Genomic DNA, 20,026 nt, shown 5'->3' with positions numbered 1-20,026 from the left:
TCCCTACCAGTCGGTAAGCCCTAGGCTCGAACCATGCGCCGAGCAAAAATCGTCAGCACCCTGGGACCCGCCACCGACTCGTACGACCAGATCAAGGCACTGGTCACAGCCGGAATGGACGTAGCCCGATTCAACCTCAGCCACGGCACCCACGCCGAACACGAGGAGCGCTACCAGCGCGTGCGCAAGGCCTCGGAAGAAGGCGGCCGCAGCGTCGGCATCCTCGCCGACCTTCAAGGCCCGAAGATCCGCCTCGGACGCTTCCGCGAAGGCCCCGTACTCCTTGAACGCGGCGACGAATTCACCATCACCGTCGAACCCGACACCCAAGGCGACCGCCAACAGTGCGGAACCACCTACCACGGCCTCGCCGACGACGTCACCACCGGCGAACGCATCCTCGTCGACGACGGCAAAGTCACCCTCGAAGTCACCGCCGTCAACGGCCCCCGCGTCACCACCACCGTCATCGAAGGCGGCATGGTCTCCGACCACAAGGGCCTCAACCTCCCCGGCGTCGCCGTCTCCGTCCCCGCACTCTCCGACAAGGACGAAGAAGACCTCCGCTGGGCCCTGCGCATCGGCTGCGACATCATCGCCCTCTCCTTCGTCCGCAGCGGCCGCGACATCGAAGACGTCCACCGCATCATGGACGAAGAAGGCCGCCGCCTCCCCGTCATCGCCAAAGTCGAAAAACCCCAGGCAGTCGACAACATCGAAGACATCGTCGCCGCCTTCGACGGCATCATGGTCGCCCGCGGCGACCTCGGCGTCGAAATGCCCCTCGAACAAGTCCCCATCGTCCAAAAACGCGCCATCAAACTCGCCAAGCGCAACGCCAAACCGGTCATCGTCGCCACCCAAATGCTCGACTCGATGATCGACAACTCCCGGCCCACCCGCGCCGAAGCCTCCGACGTCGCCAACGCCGTCATCGACGGCACCGACGCCGTCATGCTCTCCGGCGAGACCAGCGTCGGCAAATACCCCATCGAGACGGTCCGCACCATGGCCCGCATCGTCGAAGCGGCAGAGGAAGACATCCTCGCCAAGGGCCTCCCGCCCCTCACCGAACGCAGCAAACCCCGCACCCAGGGCGGCGCCGTCGCCCGCGCAGCCGCCGAAATGGGCGACTTCCTCGGCGCCAAGTTCCTCGTCGCCTTCACCCAGTCCGGCGACACCGTCCGCCGCCTCAGCCGCTACCGCTCACCCATCCCGCTCCTCGCCTTCACCCCCGACACGGCGACCCGCGCCCAGCTCACCCTCACGTGGGGCGTCGAGACCTTCCTCGGCCCGCACGTCGACTCCACCGACGCGATGGTCGACCAGGTCGACGAGCTGCTCCTCAAGATCGGCCGCTGCGAGCGGGGTGACGTCGTCGTCATCACGGCCGGCTCCCCGCCGGGCGTCGCGGGCTCCACGAACCTGGTCCGCATCCACCACATCGGCGAGGACGACAGCCCCCAGTAGCTTTTAGTACCTTTTAGTACTTGGGGCCGATGTGGAGGTCCATGGCGGCCACGTCGGCCTTGCGGGCGACGGAGATGTTGTACGGGTTGCCGTGGCGGGTGCAGTGCGTCCAGGCGATGCCGAGCTTGTCCAGGGTGTCCGTGTACAGCTCCCGGATGTCGTCGGAGACATTCGTGAAGAAGTACCGGGGGTACTCGTAGCGCTTGCGCTCGCCGCGGACGAGGCGGGTCGTCCAGTTCGTGATGCGGCACCCGTCGGAGTGGATGAGTCCCCGGACGAAGTCCCACGGGTGAGCGTCCACGATCTCCTGCTGCCAGGGCTCCAGGGCGATCCTGCGGTCGTGCTTCTTGCCGGGGCCGTGCTGGGGGAAGAGGCAGGGCCAGTGTTTCGTGAACGACTTCACCTCGGTGCACCCTGCTCTGTGACGGAGCTTGACGCTTGGCAGCGGCATGACCGCTTTCATCGCTGACGCAGCGGCTGCGATCAGTCCTACTTGCGATGCGTTGCAGAAAATGGACAGGTGATGCTGCTTGGCTTTCGAGGTGATGTGGCCATCCCCGAGGTAGAGGCCAAGCAGGTAGGCATAGGCTCGGTGGTCAAGATTCCGGTCCGTGCACACGGGGCAGTCCGTGACGCGCTCGTACTTGACGCCCTGTTTCCGGCGTTCCTCGGAAAGCCACCAGCCGATTGTGCCGCGCGGCACATTGAGTCGTTCGGCAACGGTTCGGTTCGGCACGCCGACGCGTAGCAGTTCGAGCGCTTCTGCGCGCACCGAAGGTTTGTGCTGCTCCATGTGGGGGAGTTTCGCTCGCGGCGTCGCCGCGGATTGTGCGTAACGTGGAGCGTTCACACGTTTACGTGAAGCCGCACGATTCCTTTGCGGCCTTAGAAAGGAAGGAAAAGTGCCCCGAGTCGGATTCGAACCGACGCTGTATGGGTTTTGAATCCATGGCCTCTACCGCTGGGCTACCGGGGCCCCTTCGAAACGAAGGTCAGCGGTCACCCGCTGTGCCACCACCATACCGCAGCTAGGTAGGCTCTTGGGAAGCAGTATCTGCCCGCATCAAGGAGCCCCCGTGACCGCCCCCGAGTCGCCCCAGCCCGCAGACGACGTGTCCGACGACGACCAGTCGCACGTGCCGCCGCTGACGACCCGCGTCGTCATCGCCGAGGACGAGGCCCTGATCCGGCTCGACCTCAAAGAGATGCTCGAGGAAGAGGGCTACACCGTCGTAGGCGAGGCCGGTGACGGCGAGAAGGCCGTCGAGCTGGCCCGCGAGCACAAGCCGGACCTCGTGATCCTGGACGTGAAGATGCCCGTGATGGACGGCATCTCCGCGGCGGAGAAGATCGCCGAGGAGTCCATCGCCCCGGTACTGATGCTGACCGCGTTCTCGCAGCGCGACCTCGTCGAGCGGGCGAGGGACGCCGGCGCGATGGCGTACCTCGTGAAGCCGTTCAGCAAGAGTGACGTCGTTCCGGCGATCGAGATGGCCGTCTCGCGGTTCACGGAGCTGAAGACGCTGGAGAAGGAGGTCGCGGACCTCTCGCAGCGGCTGGAGACGCGGAAGCTGGTGGACCGGGCGAAGTCGATTCTCCAGACGGAGTACGGGCTGACCGAGCCGGCCGCGTTCCGGTGGATCCAGAAGACGTCGATGGACCGGCGGCTCTCGATGCAGCAGGTCGCGGAGGCGGTCATCGAGGACGCCGAGGAGAAGAAGGCGGCCAAGGGCTAGCCCGGAGATCAGCAGTACGTACGTGGAGGCCCGCGTCCCCAGGCCAGGGGATGCGGGCCTCTTCGTATGCGTGGGCGCAAGGCGTGGTCAGTCCTCGCCCAGGTAGGCCTTCCGTACGGATTCGTCGTGCAGGAGGTCGCCTCCGGTGCCGGAGAGGACGATCTTGCCGACTTCCATGACGTGGCCGTGGTCGGCGAGGGAGAGCGCGGCCTGGGCGTTCTGTTCGACGAGCAGGATCGTGGTGCCGTTGGCCTTGAGCTCGGCGATGGTGGCCATGATCTTCTGCATCATGATCGGCGAGAGGCCCATGGAGGGTTCGTCGAGCATGAGGAGTTTGGGCTGGGACATGAGGGCGCGGCCCATGGCGAGCATTTGCTGTTCGCCGCCGGAGAGGGTGCCCGCTGCTTGCTTTCGGCGTTCCCCGAGGATGGGGAAGAGGTCGTAGGCGCGCTGGATGTCTTTCTCGATGCCGCCTTTGTCGGAGCGGAGGTAGGCGCCGAGGCGGAGATTGTTCTCGATGGTCATGCGGGGGAAGATGTGGCGGCCTTCGGGGGAGTGGGCGAGGCCGAGGGAGACTATTTGGTCCGCGCGGTATTTGCGGAGAGTCTTCCCGTTGAATTTGATCGATCCGCCGACGGGCTTGAGGAGGCCCGACAGGGTGCGCAGTGTCGTGGTCTTTCCCGCGCCGTTGGTGCCGATGAGGGTGACGACCTGGCCGGCGTCGACGGTGAAGGAGATGCCTTTGACGGCTTCGATCTTGCCGTAGGCGACGCGGAGGTCCTCGACCTCGAGGAGTGCGGTCATGAGTTGTTCTCCTCGAAGGGCTCGCCGAGGTAGGCGGCGATGACGCGGTCGTCCTGCTGGACTGTCTCGCTGGTTCCTTCGACGAGTTTTTCGCCTTGGATGAGGACGGTCACGCGGTCGCAGAGGTTGAAGATGAAGCGCATGTCGTGCTCGATGACGAGGACGGCGATGCCCATGTCGCGGATGGCGAAGACGAGTTCTTCGGTGGTGCGGGTTTCTTGGGGGTTCATGCCGGCGGTGGGTTCGTCCAGGAGGAGGAGTCCTGGTTCGCTGGCGAGGGCTCGGGCGATTTCGAGCTTGCGCTGTTCTCCGTAGGGGAGGTTGCGTGAGAGGTGTTCGGCCTTTTCGGCGAGTCCCACGAATTCCAGGAGTTCCATGGCGCGTGCCTTGGATGCCGCTTCTGCCCTGTGGAAGCCGGGGCCGCGGAGGAGGGCCGACCAGAGGCCTTCCTTCGTACGCGTATGGCGGCCGACGAGGACGTTCTCCAGGACGGTCATGTTGGCGAAGAGCCGGATGTTCTGGAAGGTTCGGGCGATTCCGGCCGCGGTGACTTTGAAGGATTTCGCGGGGAGGATGGCGCCTTTGTAGCGGACTTCGCCTTCGGTGGGGGTGTAGAGCCCGGTGAGGCAGTTGAAGAAGGTGGTTTTTCCGGCGCCGTTGGGTCCGATGAGTCCGACGATTTCGCCGCTGTTGACGGTGAGGTCGACGGAGCGTACGGCGGTGAGGCCGCCGAAGCGCATGGTGACGCCGCGGGCGTCGAGGACGGGTTCTCCGGCGGGGGTGGTGGGGGCGTGGCCCTGTTTGGTGGTGTCTGTGGTCATGGGTCAGGCCCCTGTCTTGCTGAGGACTGCGGGTGGTGGTGTTTCGCCGGGGGCGAGTTCGGCTTCGTGGAATTCGAGTTGGCGGCGCCGGTTGGGGATGAGGCCTTCGGGGCGGAAGCGCATGAGGAGTACGAGGGCGAGTCCGAAGGCGAAGAGCTGGTAGTCGCCGAGGAAGGCGAGTTTGTTGGGGATGAGGTAGAGGAGTGCGGCGCCGACGAGGGGTCCGCTGATGGTTCCCATGCCGCCGAGGACGACTGCGGCGAGGAGGAATGCGGAGTTGGGGGGGACGGTGTTGGCGAATTGGTATTGCTCGGGGGTGACGGTGTAGGTCACGTGGGCTTGGACGGTGCCGGCGAGTCCGGCGAGTGAGGCGCCGAGGGCGAAGGCGATGAGTTTGACTCGGAAGCCGTTGATGCCCATGGCGAGTGCGGCGGTTTCGTCTTCGCGGATGGCTACCCAGGCGCGTCCTATGCGGGAGTCTCCGCTGCGGCGGAATACGAGGACGACGACGAGGGTGATGAGCAGCATCAGGAAGAAGTAGTTCGCGAACCGGCCGATGGTGAAGCCGGCGATGGTGTGCTCGATGCCGAAGTCGAAGCCGAGGATTTTGAGGTTGGGGATGGAGGAGATGCCGTTGGATCCGTTGGTGATGTCGGGTCCGGAGGCGCCGTCGGAGTTCATGGCGACGATGCGGAAGATTTCGCCGAAGCCGAGGGTGACGATGGCGAGGTAGTCGCCGCGTAGGCGGAGGGTGGGGGCTCCGATGAGGACGCCGAAGATGAGGGAGGCGGCGGCGCCGACGAGGATGGCGCCCCAGAAGGGGAGGTGGATGTCGAAGGGGGAGCTGGGGGATCCGGAGACCATGGAGGCGGCGTAGGCGCCGACGCCGAGGAAGGCGACGTATCCGAGGTCGAGGAGGCCGGCGAGTCCGACGACGATGTTCAGGCCGAGGGCGACGGTGGCGAAGATGAGGATGTAGACGCCGATGGTGGCGTATTGGTCGTCGCTCTGGGTGAAGGGGAATGCGGCTGCGGCGAGGAATGCGCCGGTGAGGGTGATGTTGCGGTGGCGTGCGGTGTAGACGGAGATCTGGGCGACGAGGCCGGCTTTGGAGAGGGCGGCGAAGCCGAGGCCGACGGAGATGAGGAAGCCGATGAAGAGTTCGTCGTATTCGGTGCCGATGCCGTAGGTGAAGACGAGGAGGCCGGTGGCGAGGGCGGTGATGATGACGAGTATTTCGAGGTATGAGTTGAGTTTGCGGGGTGTGGGGGGTGTGTCGGCGGCGAAGGCGCCCTTGAAGACGATCATGCCGTTGCGCAGGCGGTGTTTGACCTGTTCCCAGCTGGTGTCTTCGGGGTCGACGGGGTAGGTGTCGGGTCGCCGGAAGGGCAGGGCGAGGGCGCCGGTGAGGGCGCCGAGGGTGGCGATGGCGGTGATCCAGCCGCCGGGTTCGAGGTTGGCGAGTCCGCCGAGTTGGGTGCTGATGGCGAGGATCGTGTACCAGGCGGTGGCGAAGGCTGCGAGGGCCGCGTATTTGAGGGCGGCGTCGGCGTTGCCGGGTGCGATGGCTCGGATGCCCTTGATGTCGTAGGAGGCGAGTCCGAGGAGGGTGGTGAGGGCGCCGGTGATGAGGACGAGCCATTGGAGGCCGCCGGGGTAGCCGTAGACGGTGAGGTCGCCGGGGAATGCGGCGGTCCAGGTCCAGGCGAGGAAGGCGGAGATGACGGTGAGTGCGCCGCCGCCGGTGGTCAGGGCTCTTGCGGTGGGGGTGGGGATGGGGATGAGGCCGGTGGGTGGGGCTTCGTCGTGGGGGTGGGCGTTTTCGGCCGTGGTGGTGTGTGTGTTCATGGTTGTCACGCCCTGTCCGCGACGCGCTCGCCGAGCAGGCCTTGGGGCCTGACGAGGAGGACGACGATGAGGAGTACGAACGCCCAGACGTCGGCCCAGGACTGGCCGCCGAGCTTGTCCATGCCGGGGATGTTGTTCATGTAGGCGGTGGCGAGGGCTTCGGCGACGCCGAGGACGAGTCCTCCGATCATGGCGCCGTAGATGTTGCCGATGCCGCCGAGGACGGCGGCGGTGAAGGCTTTGAGGCCCCAGAGGAAGCCCATGCGGAAGTTGATTTCGCCGTAGCGGAAGCCGTAGGCGACGGCTGCGATGCCGGCGAAGGCGGCGCCGAGGGCGAAGGCGACGACGATGACGCGGTCGGTGTTGACGCCCATGAGTTTGGCGGTGTCGGGGTCTTGTGCGGTGGCTTGCATGCCGCGGCCGACGCGGGTCTTCATGACGAACCAGCCGAGGGCGAACATGCAGATCGGTGCGGCGGCGACGAGGAAGAGGTCGCCGGGCTGGATGGTGACGCTGCCGATGTGGATGGAGTCGCCGGGGATCTCGGGGAAGGTGCGGGATGACTTGGCGTTGGGGTACCAGGCCCAGACGGCTTGCTGGAGGGCGAGGGAGAGGCCGATGGCGGTGATGAGGGGGGCCAGTCGGGGGGCGCCTCGCAGGGGCCGGTAGGCGAAGCGTTCGGCTCCGACGGCGACGGTGGTGGAGACGATGACGGCGCCTATGAGCATGAGGGGTATGGCCACCCACATGGTGGTGCCGCCGGGGAGCCAGAGCCAGATGGTGAGGGCGCCGAAGCCGCCGACCATGAAGATCTCGCCGTGGGCGAAGTTGATGAGCTGGACGATGCCGTAGACCATTGTGTAGCCGATGGCGATCAGGCCGTACATGGATCCCAGTAGCAGGCCATTGACCAGCTGTTGCGGCAGTTCGTGCACCGCAGGTCCTCCGAGTCTTTCGAATGCGACGGATGTCGACACGCGCCGGATGTGACGCCGCGCGGGGCGCTGTCGGGCAGCGCCCCGCGCGGTGTGTCGTGACTGCGGGTGGTGGGTCAGCCGGTGAAGGTGCCCGACTTGACGGGCTTCCAGCCCTTGGTCGGGTCGGTGGTGTCCTTGACCTGGTACACGGTGAGTTGCTTGTTGGTGGCGTCGCCGTATTCGTCGAAGGCGACCTTGCCGGTCACGCCGTCGAAGGAGACGTCCTGCATGGCGTCGACGATCTTGGCGCGGGCGTCGGAGGGCAGTTTGCCGTCGTTGTCGTCGACGACCTTCTTGACGGCCTCGATGATGGCCCAGGCGGAGTCGTAGGAGTAGCCGCCGTAGGCTTCGTAGGCTTCCTTGTAGCCGGCCTTCTCGTAGTTCGCGATGAACTCCTTGGCCGAGGGCAGCTCTTCGACGGGCTGGCCGACGGAGGTGGCGTAGTCGCCCTTGCCGTCCTTGCCGGAGAGCTTGATGTAGTCGGCGCTGTAGATGCCGTCGCCGCCGACGAGCGGGATCTTGGCTCCGGCTTTCTTCATCTGCTTGCTGAGGGGGCCGGCCGCGGGGTATTCGCCGCCGTAGTAGACGACGTCGGCTTCGGAGTTGCGGATCTTGGTCGCGACGGCGCCGAAGTCCTTGGTGTCGGGGTTGACGTGTTCGGTGCCGGCGACCTTGCCGCCGAGCTTGGTGAACTCTTCCCTGAAGGTGGCGGCCAGTCCGGCGCCGTAGGTCTTCTTGTCGTCGATGACGAAGACCTTCTTCTTCTTGGCTTCGTTGTACAGGTACTGCGCGGCGAACGGGCCCTGGATGGCGTCCGTGGTGGCCGTGCGGAAGTAGGCCTTGTAGGGGCGGACCTTCTTGCCGCCGTTCCAGTCCTGGCCCTGGGTCATGGCCGGGTTGGTGTTGGCGGGGGAGACCTGGACGAGTTTGGCGTCGTCGAAGACCTTCTGCATGGACTCGCCGACGGAGGAGTTCAGCGGGCCGACGGCGCCGAGGATGTCCTTGTTGGCGACGAACTTGGTGGCGTTCGTCTGGCCGGAGGAGGGCTGGCCCTGGTCGTCGGCGGACTCCATCTTGAAGGTGATGCCGTCTACGTAGTTCTTCTTGTTGGCTTGTTTGACGGCGAGGTCGACGGAGTTGCGGATGCCGAGGCCGAGAGCGGAGAGGTCACCGGTCAGTGGCGCGTCGACGCCGATGACGACTGTGGTGCCGCCGCCCCCGGCGTCGTCCTTGTCCTTGCTGTCGTCGCGTGAGCCACAGGCGGTGAGGCTGAGAGCCCCCGCGGTGAGTGCGGCGGTAATGGCTATGAGCGAACGTTGACGCACGATCAGTCCTTTCCCCTGGCACGGCTGTCCCTTGTTGGGAAGCCGAGTCGAGCGCGGAACCGAACTGACAGGAATCCGGTGGGCGCGGTGACTGGCCGTGACTCTAAGGGCGGCTTTGTGCCAGGTGGAGTGGTCGGACCAAGGCTGTGACGCTCTTGTTATGCCACGGAGTATTCCGGGCTGGAACGCGAGGGGTGATTGAGGCCGAATAAGGCCTGGTTAGGCCGTTCTCAACGTATCCGCATGCTGAGAACTCCCAGGACAACTGGCAGGAGTGTCGGGGGCGTTGACTCATGACACCCGTGTTCGTGGGCATGCGGCGGCCAACGCTCCGGAAAGATCATTCGCGTATTTCGGACCGAGGATGTAACTGTGCTTCTCGATTGCGCGCACATTACGCAGTGTTACTTCCAGGAAAGGGAGTCCGGCATTCCGTGGCACTTCTCCGCATTCGCGAATGTGCATCGTGATGATCAACTTCCGGGGTTCTCCTGTTTTCACCGCGAATGGGGTGGGCGGTGATGCGCCCACCGAGAGGGCTGCCGAGGGCTGGGTGAGGCGGCGGACGGTCGTGGGGGGTCCCGACTCCTGGGTGAAGGTGACGGCGAAGGTGAAGTTCCGGTCCCCGGCGCGCGGCCGTGACATCTCGCCGGTGTACGCCACCGACACGCTCTGCGACGGCCAGGGCGGTGGCGGCCCGGGCGGCGGCTCCGGCCGCGTCAGGTACAGGGTCAGCCCGGCGGCGCCGAGAGCCAGGACGGTGGCCGCGGCGAGGGCGCCGCGGCGGTGGCGGGCCGGGCGCGGGGGGAGCCGTCGCGCCGGGGCCGCGGGGGAGCTCTCGTGGTCGTAGGTGTCCTCGCCCGGCTCCACGGGGCCGATGGCGTTCACACCCACGGCCCGCCGCTCGGCCCGCCGCCGCGGTAGCGCTCGGCGCAGCGTTCGCGCGCCTGCCGGGTGATCAACGCGCGGCCCGACTCGTCCGATCCGCGTCCGCGCTCGGCGCGGGCGGCGTCCAGGATCTCGCGCAGGATCATGTACTGCCCGTTCGACAGGCCCATCGACTGGTAGTCGCCGTAGGTCGAGTCGCGTGCGTCGTAGAGCTGCCGGGCCCACTTGGTGATGATCGCGGTGCACAGCTCGGCGGGGGAGGTGGTGCGGGCGGAGGGTGCGGGGGCGGCCGTGGAGCCGGTGGCGTCCTCGCGGCCGGAGCCGGAGCCGGGGTCGGCGCAGGCGGCCGCGGTGAGGGTGAACGTGACGGTGAGGGCGAGCGCACAGAGCCGTGTCCGCTGCGTCATGCACCGACGCTAGACCGGAGCCGAGCACTCCGCCAGAGACGGGGCGGGGCTTGCGGGGGCAGGGCGGGGCCGCCGCACGGGCGCCGCCCGGCCCCAGAAGGCTAGTTGAGCGCGCCCTCGGCGGGGGCGTCACGGAGCAGGCAGGTCAGGCGGGCGCTACAGACCCGCTTGTCCTGCTCGTCGGTGATCACGATCTCGTACGTCGCCGTGGAGCGGCCCCGGTGCACGGGGGTGGCCACGCCCGTGACGAGGCCGGAGCGGGCGCCGCGGTGGTGCGTGCAGTTCAGGTCGACGCCCACGGCGAGCTTCGTGATGCCGCCGTGCAGCATGGCGCCGACCGAGCCGAGGGTCTCGGCGAGGACCGCGGAGGCGCCGCCGTGCAGCAGGCCGTAGGGCTGGGTGTTGCCCTCGACGGGCATGGTGCCCACGACGCGCTCGGCGGAGGCCTCCAGGACCTGGACGCCCATGCGGGTGCCGAGGTGGCCCGCCGAGAACAGGGAGGGCAGGTCCACGCCGAGCGCGGCGTACTCGTCGATGACCTGCTGCGGGAACTTCACGTTGTGCTGCTCGCCCATGGGCCCGGCTCCGTCCGTTCGTCGTCGCACTGTCGCCGAGCAAGCGCTCAGCCATCACTGAGCGAACGCTCAGTCGACCGCCGATTGTTCCAGGCGTACGACGACGGACTTGCTGGCAGGGGTGTTGCTGGTGTCCGCGGTGGCGTCCAGCGGCACCAGGACGTTGGTCTCGGGGTAGTACGCGGCGGCGCAGCCCCTGGCCGTCGGGTAGTGCACGATCCGGAAGCCGGGGGCGCGGCGCTCCACGCCGTCCCGCCACTCGCTGACCAGGTCGGCGTAGGCCCCGTCGGCGAAGCCGAGGTCGCGGGCGTCCTCGGGGTTGACGAGGACCACGCGGCGGCCGTTCTTGATGCCGCGGTAGCGGTCGTCGAGGCCGTAGATGGTGGTGTTGTACTGGTCGTGCGAGCGCAGGGTCTGAAGCAGCAGCCGCCCTTCGGGCACGGCCGGGTACTCGACGGGGGCGGCCGTGAAGTTGGCCTTGCCGGTGGCGGTGGGGAAGCGGCGCTCGTCGCGCGGGGCGTGCGGCAGGGTGAAGCCGCCGGGGGCCGCGACCTTCGTGTTGAAGTCCTCGAAGCCGGGGACCACGCGCGCGATGCGGTCGCGCACGGTGGCGTAGTCCTTCTCGAACTCCTCCCAGGGGGTGCGGGAGCCGCTGCCGAGGACGCGGCGGGCCAGGCGGCACACGATGGCGGGCTCGGAGAGGAGCTGGGCGCTCGCGGGCTCCAGGCGGCCGCGGGAGGCGTGCACCATGCCCATGGAGTCCTCGACGGTCACGAACTGCTCGCCGCCGGCCTGGACGTCGCGCTCGGTGCGGCCCAGGGTGGGCAGGATCAGGGCGCGGGCGCCGGTGACGGTGTGGGAGCGGTTCAGCTTCGTGGAGACGTGGACGGTCAGGCGGGCCTTGCGCATGGCGGCCTCGGTGACCTCGGTGTCGGGGGAGGCCGCCACGAAGTTGCCGCCCATGGCGAAGAAGACCTTCGCCTCGCCGTCGCGGAGCGCGCGGATGGCGCGGACGACGTCGAGGCCGTGGTGGCGGGGCGGCGCGAAGCCGAACTCCTTCTCCAGGGCGTCCAGGAAGGCGGGCGCGGGCCGCTCGAAGATGCCCATGGTGCGGTCGCCCTGCACGTTCGAGTGGCCGCGGACGGGGCAGACGCCGGCGCCGGGGCGGCCGATGTTGCCGCGCAGCAGGAGGAAGTTGACGACTTCGCGGATCGTGGGCACGGAGTGCTTGTGCTGGGTCAGGCCCATCGCCCAGCACACGACGGTGCGCTCGGAGGCGAGGATCATGCGCAGGGCTTCCTCGATGCGGGCGCGCTCCAGGCCGGTGGCCTTGAGGGTGTCGTCCCAGTCGGCGTCGCGCGCGGCGGCGGCGAAATCCTCGTACCCGTGGGTGTGGGCGTCGATGAACTCCTGGTCGACCGCGCCCTCCGTCTGGAGGATGAGCTTGTTGAGGAGGCGGAAGAGGGCCTGGTCGCCGCCGAGGCGGACCTGGAGGAAGAGGTCGGTCAGGGCGGTGCCCTTGAGCATGCCCTGCGGGGTCTGGGGGTTCTTGAAGCGCTCCAGGCCCGCCTCGGGCAGCGGATTGACCGTGATGATCTTCGCGCCGTTGTTCTTCGCCTTCTCCAGGGCGGAGAGCATGCGCGGGTGGTTCGTGCCGGGGTTCTGCCCGGCGACGATGATCAGGTCCGATTCGTAGAGGTCATCGAGGAGGACGCTGCCCTTGCCGACGCCGAGCGTCTCGGTCAGCGCGGAGCCGGACGACTCGTGGCACATGTTCGAACAGTCGGGGAGGTTGTTCGTGCCGAGCTCGCGGGCGAAGAGCTGGTAGAGGAACGCGGCTTCGTTGCTGGTGCGGCCCGAGGTGTAGAAGACGGACTCGTCGGGGCTGTCCAGTGCGGTGAGCTCCTCGGCGACGATGTCGAAGGCCCGTTCCCAGGACACCGGTTCGTAGCTCTCGGCGCCCTCCGCCAGGTACATCGGGTGGGTGAGCCGGCCCTGCTGGCCCAGCCAGTAACCACTGCGGGTCGCCAGGTCCGCCACCGGGTGCGCGGCGAAGAAGTCGGGGGTGACGCGCCGCAGCGTGGCCTCTTCCGCGACCGCCTTCGCGCCGTTCTCGCAGAACTCCGCCTTGTGGCGGTGGTCCGGCTCGGGCCAGGCGCAGCCGGGGCAGTCGAAGCCGTCCTTCTGGTTGACGCGGAGCAGGGTCAGCGCGGTGCGGCGCACGCCCATCTGCTGCTGCGCGATCTTCAGGGTGTGGCCGATGGCGGGAAGGCCCGCCGCCGCGTGCTGCGCCGGGGCGACCTGCGGCGCGTCCTGGACCGGATCACCCTTGGGCGGCTTGCTTGCCATGGTCGGCTCCCCTTCGAGCACCTGCGTGAGCTACGTCTCCGATCCTCCCACGCGACGCCGACGACGCGGGGGCCCGGGTGCCGCGGAGGACGGGACTGTCAGTGGGGCGTGGCAGGATCGGGGACGTGGCAGAAACAGCAGCGCAGAAGAAGTCCGAGACCGCGGCGAAGAAGACGTCCGAGACCGCGGCGACGAAGGCTGAGAAGGCGGGCGCCGGGCAGCGCCCGCGCCTGCTCCTCATGGACGGGCACTCCCTGGCCTACCGGGCGTTCTTCGCGCTGCCCGCGGAGAATTTCACGACCGCGACGGGCCAGCCGACGAACGCGATCTACGGCTTCGCGTCGATGCTGGCGAACACGCTGCGCGACGAGGCGCCCACGCACTTCGCGGTGGCGTTCGACGTCTCGCGCAAGACGTGGCGCTCCTCGGAGTTCCCCGAGTACAAGGCGAACCGCTCCAAGACCCCGGACGAGTTCAAGGGCCAGGTCGAGCTGATCGGCGAGATGCTCGACGCGATGCACGCGGTGCGGTTCGCCGTCGACGGCTTCGAGGCGGACGACGTCATCGCCACGCTCGCCACCCAGGCGGAGGCGGCCGGTTTCGAGGTGCTGATCGTCACGGGCGACCGCGACTCCTTCCAGCTCATCACCGACCACGTCACGGTGCTGTATCCCACCAAGGGCGTCTCGGAGCTGACCCGCTTCACCCCCGAGAAGGTCCAGGAGAAGTACGGACTCACCCCCAGCCAGTACCCCGACTTCGCGGCGCTGCGCGGCGACCCCTCGGACAACCTCCCCGGCATCCCCGGCGTCGGCGAGAAGACCGCCGCGAAGTGGATCAACCAGTTCGGTTCCTTCGCGGACCTGGTCGAGCGCGCCGAAGAGGTCAAGGGCAAGGCCGGACAGAACTTCCGCGACCACCTGGAGGCGGTCAAGCTCAACCGCCGCCTGACCGAGATGGTGCGCGACGTCGAACTGCCCAGGACGGTCGGCGACTTGGAGCGCGTGGCGTACGACAGGACGGCGCTCGCCATGGTCCTGGACACCCTGGAGATCCGTAACCCCTCGCTGCGCGAGCGGCTCCTGGCCGTGGACCCGGGCGCCGAGGAGGCCGAGCAGACCCCGGCGGAGCCCGGCGTCGAGCTGGACGGCGCGGTGCTCGGCGCGGGCGAGCTCGCCCCGTGGCTCACCGAGCACGGCAACGCGGTCCTCGGCATCGCCACGGTCGACACCTGGCAGCTCGGCTCGGGCACGGTCACCGAGGTGGCGCTCGCCGCCGCCGGGGGAGCGGCCGCCTGGTTCGACCCGGCGGTCCTGGACGAGGCGGACGAGAACGCCTTCGCGGCGTGGATCTCCGACCCCGCCAAGCCCAAGGTCATGCACAACGCCAAGTCGGTGATGCGGGTCTTCCCCGAGCAGGGCTGGACCGTGGACGGCGTCACCATGGACACCGCCCTCGCCGCGTATCTGGTCAAGCCGGGCCGCCGCTCCTTCGCCCTGGACGCGCTCTCCCTGGAGTACCTGGGCCGTGAGCTCGCCCCGGCCTCCGCCGCCGACGGGCAGCTCGCCTTCGGTACGGAGGAGGACGACCGGGCCGAGGCCGACTCGCTGATGTCGCAGGCCCGCACCGTTCTGGACCTGGGCACCGCCTTCGGCGAGAAGCTGCGGGAGGTCCGCGCGAGCGAGCTGCTCGCCGACATCGAGCTGCCGACGTCCGCGCTCCTGGCCCGCCTGGAGCGGCACGGCATCGCGGCCGACCGCGCGCACCTGGAGTCGATGGAGCAGCAGTTCGCCGGGGCCGTGCAGCAGGCGGTGAAGGAGGCGCACGCCGCGGCGGGCCACGAGTTCAACCTCGGCTCGCCCAAGCAGCTCCAGGAAGTCCTCTTCGGCGAGCTGAACCTGCCGAAGACGAAGAAGACCAAGACCGGGTACACCACGGACGCCGACGCGCTGGCCTGGCTGGCCGCCCAGACGGAGAATGAGCTGCCGGTCGTCATGCTCCGCCACCGCGAGCAGGCGAAGCTGCGGGTCACCGTCGAGGGCCTGATCAAGTCGATCGCCGCGGACGGCCGCATCCACACCACGTTCAACCAGACGGTGGCCGCGACGGGCCGCCTCTCCTCCACGGAACCGAACCTCCAGAACATCCCGGTCCGCACGGACGAGGGCCGGGCGATCCGCCGCGGCTTCGTGGTCGGCGAGGGCTTCGAGTCGCTGATGACCGCGGACTACAGCCAGATCGAGCTGCGCGTGATGGCGCACCTCTCCGAGGACGCGGGCCTCCTGGAGGCGTTCACCTCCGGCGAGGACCTGCACACCACGGTGGCCTCGCAGGTCTTCTCCGTGGAGCGCGACGCCGTCGACGCCGAGATGCGGCGCAAGATCAAGGCCATGTCGTACGGCTTGGCGTACGGTCTCTCCGCGTTCGGCCTCTCCCAGCAGCTGAACATCGACGCGGGCGAGGCGCGGGGCCTGATGGACACCTACTTCGAGCGGTTCGGCGGGGTGCGGGACTATCTGCGCCGCGCGGTCGACGAAGCCCGCGCCACGGGGTATACGGAGACGATGCTCGGCCGCCGCCGCTATCTCCCCGACCTCAACAGCGACAACCGCCAGCGGCGCGAGATGGCCGAGCGGATGGCCCTGAACGCCCCCATCCAGGGCACGGCCGCGGACATCGTCAAGATCGCCATGCTGAACGTCCACCGCGCCCTCACGGAGGCGAAGCTCGCTTCCCGCATGCTGCTTCAGGTCCACGACGAAATCGTCCTGGAGATCGCCCCGGGCGAGCGCCCCCAGGTGGAGGACATCGTCCGCAGGGAGATGGCGGGAGCGGTGACCCTGCGGGCCCCACTGGACGTCTCGGTGGGCGTGGGCCCGGACTGGGAATCAGCAGCGCACTAGCCCTCCCGGGCCGGAAAACGGCCCTGCCCCGCGAACCCCTCCGGGGCGGGTCAGCGCCCCGGTAGGGGCGCGGGGAACTGCGCGATCAGCCACGGCGTGGCCGCAGCCGGGGGGCGGGGCCGGGGGCGCCCGCGCTCAGAGGGGCCGAGCGGCACCACGGCGTCAGCGCCCCGGTAGGGGCCGAGCGGCACCACGGGACGTCAGCGCCCCGGTAGGGGCCGAGCGGTACCACGGGACGTCAGCGCCCCGGTAGGGGCGCGGGGAACTGCGCGATCAGCCACGGCGTTGCCGCGGGGGCGATACACGGGAGCCCCCCGGCGGTGGCCCCCGCGGGGGCCGGCGTCTGCGGTCGGCCGCGGGCGCGTCCGGGCCGGGCGCGCAGTTCCCCGCGCCCCTACCGGGGGCTGCGATTCCCGGCGGTAGCCGAAGCCCCGCGGGGCCGGAAGCGTTCAAGCCCCGCGCAGCGAACCTCACTCGCGTGGACGCTGCCCCCGGGCCCCCGGAACCCGTTGCCCCCAGGATGACCGCATGACCCCTCGCAGGCCCAAGCGCCGCCGCTCCGTGCTCGCCGCGGCACTCGCCACGGCCCTCCTGGCGCCGGTACCGGCGGTCGCCGCCGACGCCGGCCGCCTGCAGGGCACGAGCACGGGCGCGCGCACAGGCAGAGCCCTGTGCTCCGCCGACCGGGACCGCACCCTCGCCGCCCGTATGAGCCAGGACATCAGAGCGGCACTGGCCAACAGGGCGGGCACCGTCTCGATCGCCATGTACGACACCCGCACGGGCGTCGTCTGCCGGCTGGCGAACCACCGCCGCTACGACGCGGCCAGCGTCGCCAAGGTCCTGATGATGGAGGCCGCGCTGCGCCGGGCGCAGAGCTGGCGGCGCGGCCTCACCGCCTGGGAGCGGGCGAAGATCCGCCCCATGATCACCCGCTCGGACAACGAGGCCGCCCGGCGGCTCTGGGCCGACCTCGGCCTCGCCCGCCTCAACCGGTTCCTGCGCCGCGCGGGAACGACCCGCACCACCCCGGGCTCACGCGGCTACTGGGGGCTGACCGCCACGACGGCCGCCGACCAGTTGCGCCTGCTCGGCGCGCTCGCCGACGACCGGCGGGGGGTCCTCGGGCCACGCTCGCGGGCCTACGGGCTGCGGCAGATGGCGGCCGTCCGGCGCGACCAGCGCTGGGGCGTCCCCGCGGGCATGCCGCGCGGCGTCCGTGCCCACCTCAAGAACGGCTGGCTGCCCCGGGCCACGCACGGCTGGCGCGTGCACAGCATCGGCACGTTCGCCGGCGACGGCCGCTCGTACCGCATGGCGATCCTCACCCACGACAACCCCTCGATGGCCTACGGAGTGCGTACCGTGGAACGCGTCGCGCAGGCGGTGCACCGCAACCTCAACAAGGGCCGCGCCATCGGCCAGGACTTCACCCCGGAGAGCGAGATCAGCGAGGTTCCGGACGGCTCCGCTCCGGCGGAGAGGCAGAGCGAGGACCCCGCCGCGTAACAGCCCCGTCGCGCCCACCAGGCCAACCGGTGAAAACCGGGCACGAACGGGTGCCTGGGGGCGGGAAGTTGTCGTAGTGTCGCCAGAGTCACCCCACCGGGGAGCACGCGTACGAAGGCAAGCGTGTACGGAGGCGGGGTCGGCGCGCAACGGTCGGTATAGGGGAGGGGTGGCTCTGTCATGGCGCCGGTATTCGGCAGGCGGCTGCGGAGGGGAGCGGTGACCAGCGCGGTCGCCGCGGCAGCGGTGGCGGCACTCGCCGCGTCGCAGGCCCCGGGCGTGACGGACGTCCCGCGTGACGGGACGGCGGCGGGAGCGGCGGATTCCCCCTCGCCTTCGGGAGACTCCGCGACCGGCGACTCGCCCTACTACACCGATCTGCCGCCCTTGCACAGCCCCGTGCCGTCGACCGGTGCCCCGCCGAACGGCGGCGACAAGGAGACGGAGGCGGGCCTGCCGGCCACGGTCCTCGACGCGTACAAGAAGGCCGAGTCGGCCCTCGCCGCGTCCAAGCCCGGCTGCAACCTGCCCTGGCAGTTGCTCGCCGCCATAGGCAAGGTCGAGTCGGGCCAGGCCAGGGGTGGCCGCGTCGACGCCAATGGCACGACGCTCAAGCAGATCCTCGGGCCGCCCCTCAACGGCAACGGCTTCGCGAAGATCACCGACACCGACAACGGCGCGTACGACGGGGACACGACGCACGACCGCGCGGTCGGCCCCATGCAGTTCATCCCCTCGACGTGGGCGTTCGCGGGCCGCGACGGCAACAACGACGGCAAGAAGGACCCCAACAACATCTACGACGCGGCGCTCGCGGCGGGCCACTACCTGTGCGCCAACGACCGTGACCTGGCCGTCGAGGACGACCTGCACCAGGCGATCCTGAGCTACAACCGTTCCACGGAGTACCTCAACACCGTCCTGTCGTGGCTGGAGTACTACCGCAAGGGCACCCACGCGGTCCCGGACGGCAAGGGCGTCCTGCCGGGCGACCGCAGCGACGAGACCATCCCCGGCGCGAGCCCGACGCCGGGCCCGTCCATCTCTCCGCGGCCGGGCGGGACGCACGAGCCGAAGGACCCCGGCAAGCCCAAGGACCCGGACAAGCCCGACAAGCCGCAGCCCCCGACCGGGCCGGGCACCGGCGGCAGCACCGGTCCCACCACGCCCCCGACCGGCGGCGGTTCCGGGACCCCCGACCCCACCCCCTCGCCCACCGAGCGGGTCGCCCGCCTGGAGAACGCGGGCACCGGCAAGCTCGCCGCGACGGCGGGCGACGCGTTCGCCGGGCGCGTCCAAGTGCGCGCGGAGGCCAAGTCGGGCGCGTCCGTGGGCAAGGTGAAGGTGAAGTTCCGGGTCGTCGGCGACACGGACACCCGCTTCGAGGGCGGCGCGCGCAGCGTCTACGTCACCACCAACGCCGCGGGCAAGGCCACCGCTCCCGCGCTGAGGGCGGGGGAGCGGGCGGGCGAGTTCACCGTGCGCGCCACGGTCGTGGGCCGGAAGCTGCCGGGCCTCGACTTCGCCGGTGAGGTCACCGCGCGCCGGGCGGACGCCGTCGCGAGGACCAGCGACAAGGCCCTGACCTGCGAGCCGGGCAAGGAGTTCGCGGAGCGGGTCGAGGTCAAGGCCACGTACAAGGGCAAGGCCGCCGACGGCGTCGCGGCCACCGCCACGCTCGTCAAGTCCAGGACGGACGCGTCCGTCAACGACAAGGGCCCCTACTTCAAGGGCGCGGACGGCAAGCCGGTGCGCGGCCTGAAGGGCCTGAAGACCGATGGCAACGGCCTCTTGAAGCTGCCGAAGCTGTACGCGGACGACGCGGAGGGGACGTACGTGCTCCGCATCGTCACCGAGGGCGGCGCCACGCTCACCGTCGAACTGAAGGTGGCCGCCCCGGCCGCCCCCGACGCCACGCCCGCCCCCGACGCCACGCCCACCCCGGACGCCACGACCGAACCCGCGGCCTGACACCCGCGGCCTGACCCACCCCCCTTCCAGGAGCCGCAGGGCTCCCGCGAAGCCCACGAAGCCCACGAAGCCCACGAAGTCCCCGAAGCCCCCGAAGTCCCCGAAGGACCGCCCCCGCGTCGACCACGGCGCGGGGGCGGTCCCGTAGGTGGGCCCATAGGTGGCCCCGTAGGGGTTCCCTGTGCGGCCCCGTACGCGTACGACGTGTTCTCATCTCGCCGCCGCGTTGCTACGGTGCCCGACCTGACGCCCTATCAGTTTCGGCCGGACACCGGCCAGGGAGGTCCAGGTCCCGTATGCGTGCCCTCATCGCCGCCGCCATCGGTCTCGCGGCCGCGTTCGCCCTGGTCCTGACGGTCACGGCGCTCGGCGCCCCGCCGGGCGAGACGTCACCCGAGCCGCTGCTCACGACGGTGCCCGAGCACCCGTAGCCACAGCCCCGA

Annotated in this window: 15 protein-coding genes and 1 tRNA gene; 6 read left to right on the top strand and 10 right to left on the bottom strand. The window is 69.4% G+C overall.

What is annotated here, in order from left to right; translation table 11 throughout:
• The first annotated feature begins 33 nt into the window (after nucleotides 1-33).
• Complete coding sequence (pyk, locus tag ACRAKF_RS11055) at nucleotides 34-1,470, top strand: pyruvate kinase (protein WP_447036774.1); 1,437 nt, start codon at nucleotides 34-36, stop codon at nucleotides 1,468-1,470.
• 13 nt (nucleotides 1,471-1,483) lie between these two features.
• Here pyk and ACRAKF_RS11050 read toward each other — a convergent pair whose 3' ends face one another.
• On the bottom strand, nucleotides 1,484-2,263 hold the full coding sequence (locus ACRAKF_RS11050) for a helix-turn-helix domain-containing protein (RefSeq protein WP_447036773.1): 780 nt from the start codon (nucleotides 2,261-2,263) through the stop codon (nucleotides 1,484-1,486).
• Between the two features lie 110 nt (nucleotides 2,264-2,373).
• A tRNA-Leu gene (locus tag ACRAKF_RS11045) sits at nucleotides 2,374-2,446 on the bottom strand.
• 100 nt (nucleotides 2,447-2,546) lie between these two features.
• Here ACRAKF_RS11045 and ACRAKF_RS11040 point away from each other — a divergent pair.
• The gene (locus ACRAKF_RS11040; RefSeq protein WP_447036772.1) at nucleotides 2,547-3,206 is read left to right on the top strand and encodes an ANTAR domain-containing response regulator; all 660 of its coding nucleotides are present in this window, start codon (nucleotides 2,547-2,549) and stop codon (nucleotides 3,204-3,206) included.
• Between the two features lie 87 nt (nucleotides 3,207-3,293).
• Here the strand turns inward: ACRAKF_RS11040 and ACRAKF_RS11035 are convergent, their stop codons facing one another.
• The 8 genes from ACRAKF_RS11035 to ACRAKF_RS11000 all read right to left on the bottom strand — a co-directional run bounded on the left by ACRAKF_RS11035 (nucleotide 3,294) and on the right by ACRAKF_RS11000 (nucleotide 13,200).
• The gene (locus tag ACRAKF_RS11035; RefSeq protein ID WP_447036771.1) at nucleotides 3,294-4,010 is read right to left on the bottom strand and encodes an ABC transporter ATP-binding protein; all 717 of its coding nucleotides are present in this window, start codon (nucleotides 4,008-4,010) and stop codon (nucleotides 3,294-3,296) included.
• Complete coding sequence (locus tag ACRAKF_RS11030) at nucleotides 4,007-4,831, bottom strand: ABC transporter ATP-binding protein (RefSeq protein ID WP_447036770.1); 825 nt, start codon at nucleotides 4,829-4,831, stop codon at nucleotides 4,007-4,009. The genes ACRAKF_RS11035 and ACRAKF_RS11030 overlap by 4 nt, the downstream gene beginning before the upstream one ends.
• A 3-nt stretch (nucleotides 4,832-4,834) precedes the next feature.
• Nucleotides 4,835-6,679 carry a branched-chain amino acid ABC transporter permease gene (locus ACRAKF_RS11025; RefSeq protein ID WP_447036769.1) on the bottom strand — a complete coding sequence of 615 codons (1,845 nt, stop codon included), beginning with the start codon at nucleotides 6,677-6,679 and terminating at the stop codon, nucleotides 4,835-4,837.
• Nucleotides 6,680-6,684: 5 nt separating this feature from the next.
• Nucleotides 6,685-7,614 (bottom strand): branched-chain amino acid ABC transporter permease, encoded by a 930-nt coding sequence (locus ACRAKF_RS11020; protein ID WP_447036768.1) that lies wholly within the window; start codon nucleotides 7,612-7,614, stop codon nucleotides 6,685-6,687.
• A gap of 116 nt (nucleotides 7,615-7,730) precedes the next feature.
• A complete protein-coding gene (locus ACRAKF_RS11015) occupies nucleotides 7,731-8,981 on the bottom strand; it encodes a branched-chain amino acid ABC transporter substrate-binding protein (protein WP_447036767.1) in 1,251 nt (416 codons plus the stop codon).
• Nucleotides 8,982-9,865: 884 nt separating this feature from the next.
• Nucleotides 9,866-10,276: a hypothetical protein gene (locus ACRAKF_RS11010; protein ID WP_447036766.1), complete on the bottom strand. Its 411-nt coding sequence runs from the start codon at nucleotides 10,274-10,276 to the stop codon at nucleotides 9,866-9,868.
• Between the two features lie 101 nt (nucleotides 10,277-10,377).
• Nucleotides 10,378-10,851, bottom strand: coding sequence for a PaaI family thioesterase (locus ACRAKF_RS11005; protein WP_447036765.1), 474 nt, complete (start codon nucleotides 10,849-10,851; stop codon nucleotides 10,378-10,380).
• A 69-nt stretch (nucleotides 10,852-10,920) separates the two neighbouring features.
• Nucleotides 10,921-13,200 carry an FdhF/YdeP family oxidoreductase gene (locus ACRAKF_RS11000; protein ID WP_447036764.1) on the bottom strand — a complete coding sequence of 760 codons (2,280 nt, stop codon included), beginning with the start codon at nucleotides 13,198-13,200 and terminating at the stop codon, nucleotides 10,921-10,923.
• Nucleotides 13,201-13,439: 239 nt separating this feature from the next.
• On the opposite strand from ACRAKF_RS11000, the gene polA reads away from it, so the two are divergent.
• From polA to ACRAKF_RS10980, 4 genes are all read left to right on the top strand, one after another.
• Nucleotides 13,440-16,103: a DNA polymerase I gene (gene polA, locus ACRAKF_RS10995; protein ID WP_447041921.1), complete on the top strand. Its 2,664-nt coding sequence runs from the start codon at nucleotides 13,440-13,442 to the stop codon at nucleotides 16,101-16,103.
• 528 nt (nucleotides 16,104-16,631) lie between these two features.
• Complete coding sequence (locus ACRAKF_RS10990; protein ID WP_447036763.1) at nucleotides 16,632-17,612, top strand: serine hydrolase; 981 nt, start codon at nucleotides 16,632-16,634, stop codon at nucleotides 17,610-17,612.
• Between the two features lie 180 nt (nucleotides 17,613-17,792).
• Entirely contained in the window at nucleotides 17,793-19,583 is a 1,791-nt protein-coding gene (locus ACRAKF_RS10985; protein ID WP_447036762.1) for a lytic transglycosylase domain-containing protein, read from the top strand.
• A 296-nt stretch (nucleotides 19,584-19,879) separates the two neighbouring features.
• A complete protein-coding gene (locus ACRAKF_RS10980) occupies nucleotides 19,880-20,014 on the top strand; it encodes an SPW_0924 family protein (RefSeq protein ID WP_447036761.1) in 135 nt (44 codons plus the stop codon).
• Nucleotides 20,015-20,026 lie beyond the last annotated feature (12 nt).

The organism is Streptomyces sp. DSM 118878 (assembly GCF_052936595.1).
Note: the sequence above shows the minus strand (reverse complement) of the source record. Positions and strands in the feature narration are given on the sequence as shown.